Below are 15,122 nucleotides of genomic sequence, written 5' to 3'. Positions count from 1 at the left end.
GGCTTTCGTGAAAACGCTGAAGCGCGACTACGTCCAGGTGACGCCGTTGCCGGATGCACAGACCGTTCTCGGATTGATCGGAGGCTGGATCGAGGGCTACAACGAAAACCACCCGCACTCAGGGCTGAAAATGCGCGCGCCCCGCGAGGTCATCGCAGCTCAAACCGCAACCCCGCCCGCGCCAGGCGGCGAGGATATGGGCGCAGGTCATCAGGTCGAGATGGGCGCCGCCGCCATTCTTGAACAGCGTGATCTCGTCCTCCGAGGTCCGCGCGAATTGCCCGCCCGGCAGGTCGTAGAAATCCGCCACGATATCGGTTTCGGCGATGGCGCCCGAAGCCAGCGGGGTTTTCAGTTCGCCGATATGACCCAGCGTGGTCTCGCGGCTGTCGACGAAGATGCGCGCCCGTTGCAGGGCGGCATCGTCGGCCTCGCGCATGTCGGCGCGGAACGCGCCGATCAGGTCGACATGCTGGCCCGGCCGCAGCCAGTCCCCGCGGATCAGCGGATGGGTCGCCATGGTGGCCGAGGTCACGATATCGGCCGCCCGCACCGCGTCTTCCAGATCGCGCGCGACGGCGATCTGCGGAAAGCTGCTGGCCAGCCGCTCCGCCCCCGCAGCCGAGCGGTTCCAGACGGTGAAGCGCGCCTGCGGAAAGGCGCTGGAATAGGATTCGTAAAGGGCATGCGCCACGGTGCCCGCGCCGACGATCAGGATCTCGCGGCTGTCCGGTCGGGCCAGCCGCGTGGCGGCCAACAGGCTGTCACCGGCGGTCTTCCATTTCGTGACAAGGTGGAAATCGACGATCGCCTCAAGCGTGCCGTCTCGGTCGGAATAAAGGCAGACGCCGCCATTGACCGCCGGTTTGTCGCGGGCAGGATTGGCCGGAAAGACCGTCGCCGATTTCACCGCCAGCCCCAGCCCGTCGATCCAGGCCGCACGGTTCAGCAGCGTGTCGGCCCCGCGATAGACAAAGCTGTCGGCGATCGCGGCGCGCGGCAGGGTGTGGCCATGCTCCAGCGCGGCGCACAGGCAGGGCCAGGCCAGCAGCCGCTCGCCCTCGGCGAAGCCGATGATCTCAGGCATGGATCGCAACCTCGGTCTGGTCCAGCACCCCTTCGGCCACCAGCCGTGCGGCCCAGCCCCCGGCGCCGTCGAACAGGTGGGTCTGCCAGCCGCGCACTGCTGCCGCCGCGATGTTCTCGGGGCGGTCGTCGGTAAAGATCAGCCGGTCGGAGGCAATGCCGCTGTCCCGCTCAAGGATCTCGTAGATCGCCGGGTCGGGCTTGATGACGCCCAGCCGCCCCGAGACATAGGCCCGGTCGAACAGATCGAAGAACGGATAGGCGGCGCGGGCGATGTCATAGGTCGGCACGCCGAAATTCGTCAGCGCGAAGACCGGCACGCCCCTGGCCTTGACCGCCCGCAGGATCTGCGCCGTGCCCGGGATCTCGGGGCTGGCCATGTCCAGCCAGTGGCTTTGCCACATCCGGATCGCATCGGCCCAGCCGGGGTGCCGGTCGGCCAGCGCCGCGACCGCCTCGTCCAGGTCGGCGCCCAGGTCGACCGACAGGTTCATGCCGTGCAGGTCCACCTCGGCAAACAGCGCGCGCCGCCGGCCGGGGCCGATCTGGCGATCATAGAACGCCTCGGGTTGCCAGTCGATCAGCACGCGGCCGATGTCGAAGATCACTGCCTCGATGGGCATGGGGCCTCCTCTGCTCGGGTCGGCGGCAGGCTAGCGGCTGGCCCGGCTTCCCGAAAGGGGGATTCGGGCGGGCGCGCCTATCCGCCCCGGCGGGCGGCGCGCAACGCGCGTTCCAGCGCGTCGAGAAAGCGCGAGCGGTCGGCCCTGGTGAAGCCGCGCCCGCCGCCCTGCCGGAACGGATCGGCGGCGCGCAGGTCGGCCATCAGGTCGCGGCTGGCCAGTTTCGGGCCGATATTGGCAAGGGTGAACGCCTCGCCATTGTGGTTCAGCACCGCCGCCCCGGCCGCCACGCATTTCGCGGCCAGCGGCACATCGGCCGTCACCACCACGTCACCGGGGCCGGCCTGATCGGCGATCCACTTGTCGGCCTCGTCGGGGCCTTGCGCCACATAGACCATCCGCGCCAGAGGGTGATCCACGGGACGCAGCCCGCCATTCGCGACATAATGGATCGGGGCGCCATGGCGTTCGGCGACGCGCAGCGCCTCGTCCTTGACCGGACAGGCATCGGCGTCGACGAACACCCGGCTCACCGGTACAGCGCCTCGGCGTGGAAGGCGACGTGATCCTCCATGAAGGTGGAGACGAAGAAATAGGAATGGTCATAGCCGCCCTGCATCCGGAAGATCGCGGGATGCCGGGTTTCGGTGATCGCCGCGGCCAGCGCCTCGGGCATCAGCGAGTCGATGAACTGGTCGCACGTCCCCTGGTCGATCAGCATCGGCCCGTTGAACCCGTTCTCGCGCAGCGACAGGCAGGCATCGTGCCGCACCCAGTCCACATTGCCCTCGCCCAGATAGGCGTGGATCGGCTTTCTGGCCCAGTCCGACTGGCTGGGATGGGTGATCGGCGCAAAGGCCGAAACCGAGGCGAAGCGGCCGGGATAGGCCATCGCGATGGTCAGCGCGCCATGCCCGCCCATGGAATGGCCGGAAATCGCCTGGCGTTCCTCGTCCAGCGCGAAGCCATTGAACAGAACCCGCGGCAATTCCTCGGCGATATAGTCCCACATGCGGAAATTCGCGGCCCAGGGGGCTTCGGTGGCGTTGACGTAAAAGCCCGCGCCCTGGCCCAGATTGTACATCTCGTGATCGGCCACATCCGCGCCCCTCGGCGAGGTGTCGGGAAAGACCAGCGCGATGCCATGCTCGGCCGCCCATTGCTGCGCGCCCGCCTTGACCATCGCGTTCTCATGCGTGCAGGTCAGGCCCGACAGATACCACAGCACCGGCACCGGCCCGTCCTCGGCCTCTTCGGGCAGGAACAGGCCAAAGGTCATGTCGCATCTGCAGGCCTCGGAGGCGTGGCGATAGACGCCCTGCTTCCCGCCGAAGCATCTGTTCTCGGATAGGGTTTCCATGGCGCTCTCCCTCGCTGACCCGGCTATGGGGTAGCGCGCCCGCGCCGCCCGGGCAAGCTCAGAGCGTGGCGATCAGCGCGATCACCACGGGAACCGTCAGGATCGAGGCCGCGGTCGAGATCAGGATCGAGGCCGACACCCGCTGCGGCGCGACGCCGTAATGCTGGGCCAGCATGTAGACATTACCCGCCACCGGCAACGCGGCCGCCGCGATCATCACCCCCGCGGCATAGGGCCGGACATCGAACAGCACCAGCGCGCAAAAGGCCACCGCGGCCGGATGCAGGACCAGCTTGGCAAAGGACAGCCAGCCCGCCACCGCCAGCCGCTCGGCCGACCGCGCGGCAAGCGAGGCGCCGATGGCAAACAGCGCGCCCGGCGTGGCCGCAGCACCCAGCAGCACCAGGAACATCGCCGCCGGTTCCGGCAGCGGCAGACGAAAGGCCGACCAGCACAGCCCCAGCACGATCGAAACGATCATCGGGTTCTTCACAAGCCCCAGCACGACAGTGCCCAGGATCGCGGGCGACAGCCGCCCCTCGCGCGAGCCGGTGACAAGGATCACGATCAGGCTTGAGAACACGATCAGATCGACCGCCAGCACCATCATCACCGGCCCCACCGCGGCCTCGCCCAGCAGCACCGCCAGCATCGGGATGCCAAGGAACCCGGTATTGCCGATGGCCGCGCATTGCGCCTCGACCGCCGCCTCGGCCACGCCCCGGCGGCGGATCAGCGCGACCGCGGTGGCCAGCAGGTAGACCGCCATCGTGCCGGTCAGATAGGCCGCGATGAAGGCCGGATCGAACAACTCGGCCGCGGGCAGGTTGGCGGCAAAGCGGAAGATCATCGCCGACAGCGCGAAGTAGAAGACGAATTTCGTCAGCCAGGCGGTCGCCTCGGGCGTGAAGAACCCGGTCCGCCCGGCCCCGTAGCCCAAGCCGATCAGCGCGAAGAAGGGCAGGGTCTGAAGAAAGATCGCCAGCATGTCCGGCGGTTAGCACGCGGCGACGGGCTTGGGAATGGCCCCGCGCAGCGCATGCGCCAGGTCGGCCACAAGGGTTCGATTATTGCGTAGAGGGGCTCTTTTTTGCAATCTTGTTGAAATTTTACCGATTTTCTGATCTTCTCATCAAGTGGACGGTGCAGGTTTTCGAGTGCACCGCCCGGGGGTAAGAAGGGGAAATCAGACATGAAACACCATCTGATCGCGGCCGCGATCCTTGGCCTTTCGGCCGGTGCGGCCCATGCCGTCACCTTTTCCGGAACGGCCCAGGGAAGCTGGGTCGATCCGATCGGCAGCTTCGGCTTCACGATCGCCAACAACGATGCGGGCGGGACGGCCGATGTCGACTGGGGCACGCCAGCCACCACGAATTTCAACAATCTCTGGAGCTTCGACGGCGTCGGTTCGGATGGCGGGCCGGGCTGGACGGCCGAGGCGGGCAACCTGTTCAAGGTGGGCGATTTCACCTATCGCAACGGATCGGTGACCGGCCACGATTTCGACGGCGCAAGCCTTGCGGTGACGCTCTTCATCATCAATCCGCTGAACGTGACCGAATCCTTCAGCTTCGCCTTCGACGTCATCAACACGCCCAACAACACCGGCGACCCGGTTCTCGACGGCGACATCGCGTCGATCGCGAACACCTCCACCAGCGCGACCTTCATGTATGGCGGGCTGGACTACACGCTTGAATTGCTGGGCTTCTCGCAGGATGGCGGCGCCACCCTGACGACCGGCTTCAACAGCCCGGAAGGATCGACCTCGGTCGCGGCGCTCTATGGCCGGATCGTCGAGCCCAACGTGGTGCCGGTCCCCGCAAGCCTGCCGCTCCTGCTGGCCGCGCTCGGCGGTCTGGGCCTTGTCCGGCGGGCACGTCGCCGCGCGGCCTGACCCGGCCCCTGCCCTGACAGCCGAAGGCGCCCCGACCGGGGGCGCCTTCCCCGCCCGGGCGCCGCTCTATCCCGACCCGATCAGGATGCCCGCCGCCAGCACCAGCCCGCCGCCCAGCACCACCTGGAAGGCCGCGCGCAGGAAGGGCGTCTCCATATAGCGTTTCTGGATCCAGGCGATGACCCAGAGCTCGATGAAGACGACGATCATCGCGATGGTGGTGGCGGTCCAGAAATCCGGGATCAGATAGGGCAGCGCGTGGCCCAGCCCGCCGACCGCCGTCATCACCCCCGAGGCGATGCCCCGCTTGAGCGGCGAGCCGCGCCCCGAGATCACCCCGTCATCCGAGGCCGCCTCGGTGAACCCCATCGAGATCCCCGCGCCCACCGAGGCGGCGATGCCCACCAGCAGCGTGGTGCGCGGATCCTGCGTGGCAAAGGCGGTGGCGAAGATCGGCGCCAGCGTCGAGACCGAGCCATCCATCAGCCCGGCCAGCCCCGGCTGCACCCAGGTCAGCACGAATTTCCGATGCGCGGTGCGCGCCTCCTGCGCCTCGGCATCCTCGCCGACATGCGCGTCCACCAGCTTGTCGGCCCGCGCCTCGTGCCCGGCCTCGGCGGCGGCAAGATCGCCCAGCAGCCTGCGGGTGCCCGCGTCCGAGGTCCGCTGCGCCGCCTTCAGGTAGAAGGCATGCGCATCGCGCTCCATCATCTCGGCCTCGTCGCGGATCCGCTCGATCCCCAGATTCTCGATCAGCCAGACCGGGCGGCGCGCGTAATAGCCCGAGACATGCTCGCGCCGGATCAGCGGGATCACCTCGCCGAACCGTTCGCGGTGCTTCTCGATCAGGCGCTGGCGGTGCAGGTCCTCTTCGCCCGCCATGCTGTCGAAGACCTGCGCCGTATCGGGATAATCGGCCCGCAGCCGTTCGGCATAGCTGCGATAGATGCGGGCATCGTCCTCCTCGGACGAGATCGCAAGCGCAAGGATCTCCTGCTCGCTGAGATCGGAGAACCGGCGCCGCTGGGTAAGTCCGGGAATCATCGGCATCCTCACTATCTGGAATGATTCTAAACTATACCGCGAAAGGCGGGTTTCAAGCGCAGGATTTCCGTTCGCCACGCAACGCGACAGAGGGCCATTTGCCGCCCCGCCAAGGCTTGCCCGAAGTGAACCGTCTGGTTTAGACTACCCCCTCGGTAGAACGGAAGGCCGGATGAACACCAATCCCGCGACGATCCGCAAGGGGCGCAAGTTCGAGCAGGTTCTGGAAGGCGCCCGCGACATCTTCCTGCGCGACGGGTTCGAGGGGGCGAATGTGGACGACATCGCCCGCACGGCGGGCGTGTCCAAGGCCACGCTCTACAGCTATTTCCCCGACAAGCGGCTGTTGTTCATCGAGGTGTTCCGACAGGAATGCGACCGCCAGACGCTGGCCGCGCTGGACCAGATCGACCTGGGCGCGCCGGTCGCCGAGGTGCTGCGCCAGGCCGCGGGGCATATGGTCGCCTCGTTCGTGAACGAGTTCAACCAGGCGGTGTTCCGGATCTGCGTGGCCGAATCCGACCGCTTTCCGGAACTGGGCGCGGCCTTCTACCGCTCGGGTCCGCGCCGGCTGCATGACGAACTGGCCGGTTTTCTGGCGGGCGTCGACGGACAGGGCGAGGTGGCGATCCCCGACGCCGCCCTTGCCGCCGACCAGTTCATCGAGCTGTGCAAGGCCGATCTCTACCTGCGCCACCTGCTGCGGATCGACGACAGCTTCGCCCCCGAGGAAATCGCCCGGGTGATCGACGGGGCGGTCGCGACCTTCATGGCCCGCTACGGGGTCCGGACCTAGTCCACCCGGCGCACCTGCATCTGGTTGCCGATCTTGCGCGTCTCGAACCGCTTGAGTTCATGCACCAGGTCCGACAGCTTGCGCTTGCCATAGGTGCGGGTGTCGAAATCGGGATTGTCGGCGGTGATGTACTGGCCCAGCTGGCCCAGCGTGTACCACTCGTCCTCCTGCTCGATCTTGTCCATCGCCCGGATGATGAGGTCGATCGCCTCCTTCGGCGGCCGCTTGCCCGACGGCGCCTCCGGCGCCTTGCCCTTCTGCACCGGCACCGTCTCCTCGACGATGTTCTCGATCAGCACGAAGCGGTTGCAGACATTGCGCAAGCTGACCGGCGCCTTGGCCTCGCCGATGCCGATCACGTCCAGCCCGTGCTCGCGGATGCGGCTGGCCAGCCGGGTGAAATCGCTGTCCGACGAGACCAGCACGAACCCGTCGAACCGGCCCGAATGCAGGATGTCCATCGCGTCGATCACCAGCCCGATATCGCTGGCATTCTTGCCCTTGGTATTCGCGGTTTCCTGATGCGCCACCAGGCCCAGCCCCAGCACCTTCTCGGACCAGGGCTTCAGCCGGTCCGACGACCAGTCGCCATAGACCCGCCTCAGCGCCGGTTCCCCGAAGGACGTGATCTCCTTCAGGATCGCCTCGGCATAGCGGGCGGGGATGTTGTCGGCGTCGATCAGAACGGCCAGAAGCGGGGGCTTGGGGTCGGGCAAGAAAGGTCTCTCCTGTCGGCGGGGTCCGAGTCGCACCGGATCGGACGGGTTCGGGGCAAGCTGGGGCAAAGGGCTCGGGCTTGCAAGCGGGGCAGATGGACTCGACTCCGGGCCGGGCGCGGCCCAATACGGAGCATACGGGGAACAATTGCTGCCTCCAGGGCAACACGGTGGCGGGTGCGGCGCAGGAAAGCCTGGGCCTTGACCGGCTGTGGACCGGGATCGGGCTGGCTGTCATCACCGGGCTGGTGGTCCATGGCGGGATCAAGCGCATCGCCAAGGTCGCCGATGTCATCATCCCGGTCATGGCAATCGGCTATCTGGCGATGGCGCTGTTCATCGTGCTCATCAACATCACCGAGGTTCCCGGGATGATCTGGCAGATCGTCGCCAATGCCTTTGACTGGCAGGAGGCGGTGGGCGGCGGCATGGGGGCGGCGATCTCGCAGGGGTTGCGGCGGGGGCTGTTCTCGAACGAGGCGGGGCTGGGGTCGCCAAGCTGGAGCGCGAGAAGATCAGGCTGGTCGAATCCATCGAAAATATGGGCAAGCCGAAGCATACCTTCGAGGAGTTGTTCGAACTCGCCCTGTCGCTCCTCTCAAATTCTTGGAAAATATGGATTTTCGGCGAACTGGCGGTCAAGAGAATGGTGCTCAGATTGGCATTTTCTGAGCGTGTCGCGTACTGCCGCGAAAAAGGACTCGAACCCCAAAAACAGCCTTAGCGTTCAAGGCTTTGGAGGCGTTTCAGTTGGAGAAAAGTGAGATGGCGCGCTGGGGAGGATTCGAACCCCCGACCCCTTGATTCGTAGTCAAGTACTCTATCCAACTGAGCTACCAGCGCGTGCGACGTGCATGTAACGCCCGCCTCGGGGCATTGCAAGGGGCAAACCGCCCGCGCGGCCACCGCGCGTCAGGATACCTTGTGGTCCTGCGCGAAAAGTACCGCCTCGGATTTCGGCAGCCGGATCTCGAACTCGGTGCCCGTGGCATCCGAGCGGCGCAGGACCAGCGCGCCGCCATGGCCGCGGACCAGTTCGACCGAGATCGCCAGGCCAAGCCCCGTGCCGCCCTTGCGGGTGCCGCCCTGGAAAGGCTGGAAAAGATGCTCGCGCGCCTTGGGCGGCAGGCCGGGGCCGGTATCGGTGACATGAATGGTCCAGGCGGCATCGTCCTCCTCGGCGCGGATGCCGATCTCGCCGGGCTTGCCGCTGGCGAGGATCGCCTGGCGGGCGTTGCGGATCAGGTTGGTCAGAACCCGGTGCAACTGTTCGGGATCGGCGCGCAGCATCAGCCCCGCGGGCACGTCCTCGGCAAAGCTGATATCCTCGTCGCCGGCGGCCAGCCGTTCGGCATCCACCACGTCGTTGACGATGGCGGCCAGCCGCACCCGCTCCAGCCGGGGCGGCGGTTCCTGCGCGCGGCCGAAGGCGAGCGTCGTCTCGCACAGGTTGACTGCCCGGCTGATCGCGCCGACGATCTTGGGCGCGGCGCGCTTGACGCCCGGATCCTCACTGGCCTCCATCCGGTCGGCGAAAAGCTGGGCGGTGGCCAGGATGTTGCGCAGGTCGTGGCTGATCTTGGCGACGGCGGCGCCAAGCTGGGCCAGCCGTTCCTTCTGGCGCAGCGCACCGGTCAGATCTTTCTGAAGCGATTGCAGGGCGGTCTCGGCCTCGTTCAGTTCGCGCACGCGGGAGGTGGGCGATATGATGCGGCGGGTGTCCTCGGGCGCCTCGGCATAGAGCTGCATGGCGCGGACCACGCGCTTGATCGGGGTCACCATCAGCCGCTGGACGGCGAGAAACAGCAACAGCGCCGTCACCACCGAAATCACTGCCGAGAGCCACAGGATGCGCAGCCCGTAATCGATCATCGCCGCGCGCAGCGATTCGCTGCCCATCGTGACCTCGATCAGCAGGCCCGCATCGCGCACCGGCTCGCCGATCACGCGGATCACGCGCGGGACGGGATCGGTCAACTGGCGCAGCGCGTCCACGATCAGTTCGGCCGCCCCCGGATCGCGCAGGTCATAGCTGCGATGGACCGGCTCTGGGATCGGCGAGGACAGGACCAGTTCGCGCGCCTGATCGCGGCGCAACGCGACGTTGTAGACGCCCGCATTGACCAGCAGTTCCGCCTCGACATCCTCATCGATCATCTCGTCGGTGGCCAGAAGTGCAAGCGAAGCGATCTGCGCCCGTTCCAGCCGCGACAGCAGGTAATCCTCGCGGAAGCGCGCGATGGAGGGCAGGAAGATCAACACTTCGGCCAGCATGACGAAGAGGACCGTCAGCATCAGGAAGCGGCCGGAGAGGGAATTGAGGACCATCACACACGCCCATGCCCCCCCGGGGCTCAGGGCAAGAGGCGCTGCGTGATGCGAACGGCCCGTTTGACCCAGGGATTCTCGAACAATCTGGGCGAGAAGTAAGCACCTGCCGCCCGCTTGCTAACCTCGCCCAGCGTCGGATACGGCGCAACCATCTTCGCGATATCGGCCATCTTCAGCCCATTGGCGAGCGCCAGCGCCCAGAGGCCGATCAGATCGCCCGCCCCCTCGCCCGCGATGGAGACGCCGATGGGGCGGCCCCGGACCACCATCACCTTGATCAGCCCCTCGGTCCGGCCGGTGGCGATGGCGCGGTCATTGCCCGAAAAGGCGAAGCGGGCAATTTCCAGCCGCGGGCCATGGGTCGCGCGGGCCTCGGCCTCGGTCGGGCCGATCTGGGCAAGTTCGGGGTCAGTATAGGTGACGCGGGGGATATGCGCGGTCCCGGCCCTTGCGGGCAGGCCCAGCAGGATCGGGCGGATCACGACGCCCGCGTGATAGCCCGCGACATGGGTGAACTGCATCCCTCCCGCCGCATCGCCGGTGACATAGACGCGACGGTTGGTGCTGCGTAGGTCGGGGCCGACCTTGACCCCGGCGTGCGTGGTCTCGATGCCCGCCGCGGCAAGGTTCAGCCGGTCGAGCGCGGGCATGCGACCAGTGGCGACCAGCAGGTGGGTGCCCCTGATCGGGCCTTGGGCGGTTTCGACGGTTATGGCGCCCGCCTCGCCGGTGACGCGGTCGGCCCGGGCGCCCTCGATCACGGTGACGCCTTCGGCGCGCAAACGGTCCAGCACGATGGCGGCAAGTTCCGGGTCTTCGCGGTTCAGGGCGCGGTCGGCCTCGATCACGGTAACCTCTGCGCCCAGCCGCCGATGTGCCTGCGCCATTTCCATCCCGATCGGTCCGCCGCCCAGGATCAGCAGATGGCCGGGCCGCTCGCGCAAGTCGAACAGCGTTTCGTTGGTCAGATAGGGCACGGTATCGAGCCCCGGGATCGGCGGGATGGCCGGGCGCGAGCCGGTGGCGATCACGAAGCGGCGGGCGCGAATGACATGCCCGCCCGCCTCGACCTCGCGCGGGTTCAGGAACCGTCCCCAGGCCTGGATGACGCGCACGCCCAGCCCCTCGAATCGCTCGACGCTGTCATGGGGGGCTATGGTGGCGATGGCGGCCTGCACATGGTCCATGGCGGCCGCGTAGTCGATCTGCGGCTCGACCCCCGGGATGCCGCAGCCGCCCTGCCGCATGCTCTGGGCCTGTTTCGCCGCCGCCAGCAGCGCCTTGGAGGGCACGCAGCCATAGTTCAGGCAATCGCCGCCCATCCGGTGCCCCTCGACCAGCACGACGCGGGCGCCCATCTGCACCGCCCCCGCCGCCAGCGACAGCCCGCCCGAGCCCGCGCCGAGGATGCACAGATCGGTCCTGATGCGCGCCATCTCAGCGGGCCTTGCGGACAAGGCGGACCACCATCGGCAGGGCGGCCAGCGCCGCAAGGCCAAGCAGCGGCCCGAGGATATGGGGCTCGAAGATCAGGCCGAGATTCGGGCTCTCGCCGCGGGCGAGAACCTCGCCCAACCCCGCGCCGACCCAGGTGTAGACAAGCGCACCGGGCATGATCCCGAAAAAGGTGGTCAGTGCGAAGCGGTCAAGCCGCACCCCCACGAGCGCGGGCAACAGGTTCGCCACGAAGAACGGGACGGCGGGCACAAGGCGGATCAGGAACAGAACCGAAAGCTCGTTTTCGCGCAGTCCCTCGCGCAGGCGTTTAACCCGCCCCTCGGAGGCATCGAGCCGGGCGGCCAGCCGCTCGCCCAGCCCGGCCCGCGCCGCAAGGAAGATCAGGATGGCGCCGGTCGTCGCCGCGGCGACGTTGACCAGCACCCCCGGAAAGACGCCGAACAGGAAGCCCCCCGCGAGCGTCGCGATCAGCGCGCCCGGCAGCGAGAAGGCGACGATCAGCACATAGGCTGCGAAGAAGCCCAGCGCGGTCGCCACCAGATGCGCATCGCGAAACCCGATCAGCGCCTCGCGATGCTCGGCCAGCGCCTGGAACGACAGATGATCGCGCAGCGTGACCGCGCCCAGCGCCGCAACCAGCAGGATCGCGATCAGCGGCAGGCGGCGGGCTACCCCGGGCTTCGGGGTCTCGGTCATGTCGCTCATCCTTCGGGCCCTTTGCGCTTCACCTGATGCCTTGCGAACATGCGCCATCGCCCGCTCGCCCGACAGGGGCCTCACGCGGCCTTGATTGGCAGTGACCAAGGGGACAGGCTTTGGCGTGGATTCGCAACGCGGTGGTAACAATCGAGTCGGACGATTCCGCCATGTGTTGCAACAATTCCTTGACCGGGCGAATTGACTTGTCCGGCCCAACCCCCTAAAGAGCGAGCTTCGAACAACACGGGGCCTTCGAATCCGCACGCGATTTGGGCCTGAGCGAACGGAGCGACGCGCTATGAAACGCACCTTCCAGCCCTCGAACCTGGTCCGCAAGCGGCGCCATGGCTTCCGTGCGCGCATGGCCACCAAGGCCGGCCGCAAGATCCTGAACGCCCGCCGCACCCGCGGCCGCAAGCGGCTGAGCGCGTAAGACACGCGCCGATCAGTCAGGAGACAATGATACCGCCGGGGGCGAACGTGGCAGGCGAAACGCCGGGGTCCACGCAAGCGCCCCCGGCGGCTTCATCTTGTCCGCAGGTGCTACGAAAGCGCGCCGATTTCCTCCGTGCCGCCCGCGCCTTGCGACAGACCATGCCCGGCTTCACCCTTCAGGCGCGCGAACGCGCCGAGGGCGAGGCCGAGGGCATCCGCATCGGGTTCACCTGCTCGAAGAAGGTCGGCAACGCCGTCGCCCGCAACCGTGCCAAGCGCCGCTTGCGCGAGATCGCCCGGCTGGTGCTGCCCACCCATGGCCGCGCGGGCTGGGATTACGTCCTGATCGGCCGCCCCGAGATCACCGCGACCCGCGATTTCGCCGCGATGCAGGCTGATCTGAAACGCGCGCTGGCCAAGGTGCATGGGAGCGCGCGATGACCCCGCTGGCCCACCTTCTGGCCCTGCCGATCCGGGCCTATCGGCTGATTCTCAGCCCCTGGATCGGGTTCAACTGCCGCTACCAGCCGACCTGCTCGGCCTACGCGCTGGAGGCGCTGGAAAAGCACGGCGCGATCAAGGGCGGCGCCATGGCGGCATGGCGCATCCTGCGCTGCAATCCTTGGGGCGGCTGCGGCTATGATCCGGTGCCCGAGCCGAAGGACAAGGCGCAGGACGGCTGAGTCTCAGGGCCGGAGCGCCAGATTGCCCTGGGTCGTGGGCAGCCGGGTCGGGAATTCGTGCCGGTCCATCACGCCCTGCACCGTCAGGAACACGTCCTGAAGGAAATGGGCATCGTCGAAATACCAGCTATGCGCGACATTCGGGTGATCACCCAGCATGTCCTTGTGACGGTCGAAGTAATCGCCGCAATAGATGTTCACGGCCTTCTCGGGCCGCCGATCGGGCAGGCCGATACGCCCCGCGCGCGGCGAGACCCCGATCCGCTTGATGTTCGACAGCGACAGCACGTTGTCAAAGGGGTTGAAGTAGTTCGTCAGCCGGACGCAGTGGCGATAGAGCGACGAGCTTTTCGGGTTGCCGTCCGCCAGCGACGCGGCCGACACATCGGCGCCGACCAGCATGACCTGGCTGACCGACCAGCTCCGCGCGGCCACGGCCGGGCGGTCGTCGGCATCGTCGAAGGCCTCGCGCACCACATAGCAGCCCATGGAATGGGCCAGAAGATGCACGTTGATCCGGCAATCGGGTCGTTGCAGCGCGGCGAAGGAGGAAATCCCTTCGTCCACCAGCCGCAGGGCGGTCTTCTTGGCATCGGTCCGGTCTTCAAGATAGTTCAGCGCGTTGTCCGCGCTGGGCCAGTCGAAGCTGACCACGACACCGCCGAAGCCATGCGCCTCCAGCCCCTTGCGGATCTTGCGGTGGCGGGCCAGCATCGTGGTCTGGCTGTTGTTGTAGCCATGCACATACATCACGATATCGCCCGACGGATGGCCCCCGAAGGTGCCGGATTTCGCCTCTTCCTGAACCCTGGCGAACCAGTCGCGCTTGGTGATCCGGTGCGCGGGGTCGGGGGCAGCGACGGTCTGGGGCACCGCAAGGAAATGGCTCGCCCCGGGTTCCGAGCCAAAGGCGCCGCGGCGGATGTTGCGCACGCTGAAGACGTAATCCATGGTCTCTCCTCCCTCGGGGCCTGTATCAACGAGCCCACTCTCGCCCCGAAGCCGCGAATCGCAAAGGACTTTACGCGCGGCCCTGCGCTTGCGATATGGCGGCAAGGCCCTTGGGAACCCGCGCCATGCTTGACGATGCCAAAGATGACATCCACCCGCTGTTTGCCGGTGCGCCCTCGACGACCGAGTTCAGGAAGCTGCGCAAGCGGATCGTGCGCCAGACCCGCGAGGCGATCGACCAATACGGCATGATCGAGCGCGGCGCGCGCTGGCTGGTCTGCCTCTCGGGCGGCAAGGACAGTTTTACCCTGCTGGCCGCGCTTCACGAGTTGCAGTGGCGCGGGCTGTTGCCGGTGGACCTGCTGGCCTGCAATCTCGATCAGGGCCAGCCGGGCTTTCCGGGCACCGTCCTGCCCGAGTTCCTGACCCGGATGGGAGTGCCGCACCGGATCGACTATCGCGACACCTATTCCATCGTGATGGACAAGGTGCCTGAAGGCCGGACCTATTGCGCGCTGTGTTCGCGGCTGCGGCGCGGTCATATTTACCGGATCGCGCGCGAGGAGGGCTGTTCGGCCATCGTGCTGGGCCACCACCGCGACGACATCCTGGAAACCTTTTTCATGAACCTTTTCCATGGCTCGCGGCTGGCCACGATGCCACCGAAGCTGGTGAACGAGGAGGGCGACCTGTTCGTCTATCGCCCGTTGGCCCATGTCGCCGAGGCCGATTGCGACCGTTTCGCCCGGGCGATGAACTACCCCGTGATCCCCTGCAACCTGTGCGGCAGCCAGGACGGGTTGCAACGGATGCAGGTGAAGGCGCTGCTGGACCAGTGGGAAAGAAACCATCCGGGCCGTCGGCAGAAGATGTTCCGCGCGCTGATGAACGCGCGGCCCTCACATCTTCTTGACCCGGCGCTGTTCGATTTCGCCGGTCTGACGCGCCCCGCGCCAGGCGCCGATGGGGATGCGCCCACGCCCTGACGGCGCGCCCGGACGGACGGACGGAATCCGGGTATTTTTCCCAAGAAGAAGCAC

At 67.1% G+C, this 15,122-nt stretch carries 18 protein-coding genes, 1 tRNA gene and 1 pseudogene; 8 read left to right on the top strand and 12 right to left on the bottom strand.

Features of this window, described 5'->3' with window-relative positions; genetic code table 11:
- Positions 1 to 172, top strand: a pseudogene (locus EV216_RS13905) (integrase core domain-containing protein); the annotation flags it as partial.
- Here the strand turns inward: EV216_RS13905 and EV216_RS13900 are convergent.
- The 5 genes from EV216_RS13900 to EV216_RS13880 form a co-directional block, all read right to left on the bottom strand.
- Entirely contained in the window at positions 119 to 1,087 is a 969-nt protein-coding gene (locus tag EV216_RS13900; protein WP_132696134.1) for an ornithine cyclodeaminase family protein, read from the bottom strand. The pseudogene EV216_RS13905 and the gene EV216_RS13900 overlap by 54 nt on opposite strands.
- Positions 1,080 to 1,709: an HAD family hydrolase gene (locus EV216_RS13895; RefSeq protein ID WP_132696133.1), complete on the bottom strand. Its 630-nt coding sequence runs from the start codon at positions 1,707 to 1,709 to the stop codon at positions 1,080 to 1,082. Before EV216_RS13895 ends, EV216_RS13900 begins: the two co-directional genes overlap by 8 nt.
- Positions 1,710 to 1,786: 77 nt before the next feature.
- Complete coding sequence (locus tag EV216_RS13890) at positions 1,787 to 2,242, bottom strand: YaiI/YqxD family protein (protein WP_132696132.1); 456 nt, start codon at positions 2,240 to 2,242, stop codon at positions 1,787 to 1,789.
- Positions 2,239 to 3,069 (bottom strand): S-formylglutathione hydrolase, encoded by an 831-nt coding sequence (gene fghA, locus EV216_RS13885; protein ID WP_132696131.1) that lies wholly within the window; start codon positions 3,067 to 3,069, stop codon positions 2,239 to 2,241. The genes EV216_RS13890 and fghA overlap by 4 nt, the downstream gene beginning before the upstream one ends.
- 58 nt (positions 3,070 to 3,127) lie before the next feature.
- Positions 3,128 to 4,057: an AEC family transporter gene (locus tag EV216_RS13880; RefSeq protein WP_132696130.1), complete on the bottom strand. Its 930-nt coding sequence runs from the start codon at positions 4,055 to 4,057 to the stop codon at positions 3,128 to 3,130.
- 204 nt (positions 4,058 to 4,261) lie between these two features.
- Here EV216_RS13880 and EV216_RS13875 point away from each other — a divergent pair, with 204 nt between their 5' ends.
- The gene (locus EV216_RS13875; protein WP_132696129.1) at positions 4,262 to 4,969 is read left to right on the top strand and encodes a choice-of-anchor K domain-containing protein; all 708 of its coding nucleotides are present in this window, start codon (positions 4,262 to 4,264) and stop codon (positions 4,967 to 4,969) included.
- A gap of 66 nt (positions 4,970 to 5,035) precedes the next feature.
- Here EV216_RS13875 and mbfA read toward each other — a convergent pair whose 3' ends face one another.
- Entirely contained in the window at positions 5,036 to 6,013 is a 978-nt protein-coding gene (gene mbfA / locus EV216_RS13870) for an iron exporter MbfA (RefSeq protein ID WP_132696128.1), read from the bottom strand.
- A 172-nt stretch (positions 6,014 to 6,185) separates the two neighbouring features.
- Between mbfA and EV216_RS13865 the strand changes: the two genes are divergently transcribed.
- A complete protein-coding gene (locus tag EV216_RS13865; protein WP_132696127.1) occupies positions 6,186 to 6,809 on the top strand; it encodes a TetR/AcrR family transcriptional regulator in 624 nt (207 codons plus the stop codon).
- Here EV216_RS13865 and EV216_RS13860 read toward each other — a convergent pair.
- Positions 6,806 to 7,525, bottom strand: a complete 720-nt coding sequence (locus tag EV216_RS13860; RefSeq protein WP_132696126.1) for an NYN domain-containing protein — start codon at positions 7,523 to 7,525, stop codon at positions 6,806 to 6,808. The two genes, EV216_RS13865 and EV216_RS13860, sit on opposite strands and share 4 nt — an antisense overlap.
- 95 nt (positions 7,526 to 7,620) lie before the next feature.
- Here EV216_RS13860 and EV216_RS13855 point away from each other — a divergent pair, with 95 nt between their 5' ends.
- On the top strand, positions 7,621 to 8,289 hold the full coding sequence (locus EV216_RS13855; protein WP_132696137.1) for an alanine:cation symporter family protein: 669 nt from the start codon (positions 7,621 to 7,623) through the stop codon (positions 8,287 to 8,289).
- Between the two features lie 2 nt (positions 8,290 to 8,291).
- On the opposite strand, the gene EV216_RS13850 is transcribed toward EV216_RS13855, so the two are convergent.
- The 4 genes from EV216_RS13850 to EV216_RS13835 all read right to left on the bottom strand — a co-directional run bounded on the left by EV216_RS13850 (position 8,292) and on the right by EV216_RS13835 (position 12,019).
- Positions 8,292 to 8,368: transfer RNA gene (locus EV216_RS13850), tRNA-Arg, on the bottom strand.
- A 69-nt stretch (positions 8,369 to 8,437) separates the two neighbouring features.
- Positions 8,438 to 9,853: a sensor histidine kinase gene (locus EV216_RS13845; protein ID WP_132696125.1), complete on the bottom strand. Its 1,416-nt coding sequence runs from the start codon at positions 9,851 to 9,853 to the stop codon at positions 8,438 to 8,440.
- A gap of 26 nt (positions 9,854 to 9,879) precedes the next feature.
- On the bottom strand, positions 9,880 to 11,292 hold the full coding sequence (locus EV216_RS13840) for a dihydrolipoyl dehydrogenase family protein (protein ID WP_132696124.1): 1,413 nt from the start codon (positions 11,290 to 11,292) through the stop codon (positions 9,880 to 9,882).
- Position 11,293: 1 nt separating this feature from the next.
- Positions 11,294 to 12,019, bottom strand: coding sequence for a TVP38/TMEM64 family protein (locus EV216_RS13835; protein WP_132696123.1), 726 nt, complete (start codon positions 12,017 to 12,019; stop codon positions 11,294 to 11,296).
- 292 nt (positions 12,020 to 12,311) lie between these two features.
- Between EV216_RS13835 and rpmH the strand changes: the two genes are divergently transcribed.
- The 3 genes from rpmH to yidD are packed head-to-tail and all read left to right on the top strand — an operon-like array spanning position 12,312 to position 13,131.
- Positions 12,312 to 12,446: a 50S ribosomal protein L34 gene (gene rpmH / locus EV216_RS13830; RefSeq protein ID WP_132696122.1), complete on the top strand. Its 135-nt coding sequence runs from the start codon at positions 12,312 to 12,314 to the stop codon at positions 12,444 to 12,446.
- A gap of 26 nt (positions 12,447 to 12,472) precedes the next feature.
- Positions 12,473 to 12,889 (top strand): ribonuclease P protein component, encoded by a 417-nt coding sequence (rnpA, locus tag EV216_RS13825; protein ID WP_132696121.1) that lies wholly within the window; start codon positions 12,473 to 12,475, stop codon positions 12,887 to 12,889.
- On the top strand, positions 12,886 to 13,131 hold the full coding sequence (gene yidD / locus EV216_RS13820; protein WP_132696120.1) for a membrane protein insertion efficiency factor YidD: 246 nt from the start codon (positions 12,886 to 12,888) through the stop codon (positions 13,129 to 13,131). The genes rnpA and yidD overlap by 4 nt, the downstream gene beginning before the upstream one ends.
- Before the next feature lie 3 nt (positions 13,132 to 13,134).
- Here yidD and EV216_RS13815 read toward each other — a convergent pair whose 3' ends face one another.
- On the bottom strand, positions 13,135 to 14,082 hold the full coding sequence (locus EV216_RS13815; RefSeq protein ID WP_132696119.1) for an alpha/beta hydrolase: 948 nt from the start codon (positions 14,080 to 14,082) through the stop codon (positions 13,135 to 13,137).
- A gap of 125 nt (positions 14,083 to 14,207) precedes the next feature.
- Here EV216_RS13815 and ttcA point away from each other — a divergent pair, with 125 nt between their 5' ends.
- Positions 14,208 to 15,068, top strand: coding sequence for a tRNA 2-thiocytidine(32) synthetase TtcA (gene ttcA, locus EV216_RS13810; RefSeq protein WP_132696118.1), 861 nt, complete (start codon positions 14,208 to 14,210; stop codon positions 15,066 to 15,068).
- The last annotated feature ends 54 nt before the right edge of the window (positions 15,069 to 15,122 follow it).

It is taken from the genome of Rhodovulum steppense (assembly GCF_004339675.1).
Lineage (GTDB): Bacteria > Pseudomonadota > Alphaproteobacteria > Rhodobacterales > Rhodobacteraceae > Rhodovulum > Rhodovulum steppense.
The sequence above is the reverse complement of the archived record's forward strand: the minus strand, read 5'-3'. Positions and strand labels throughout refer to the sequence as shown.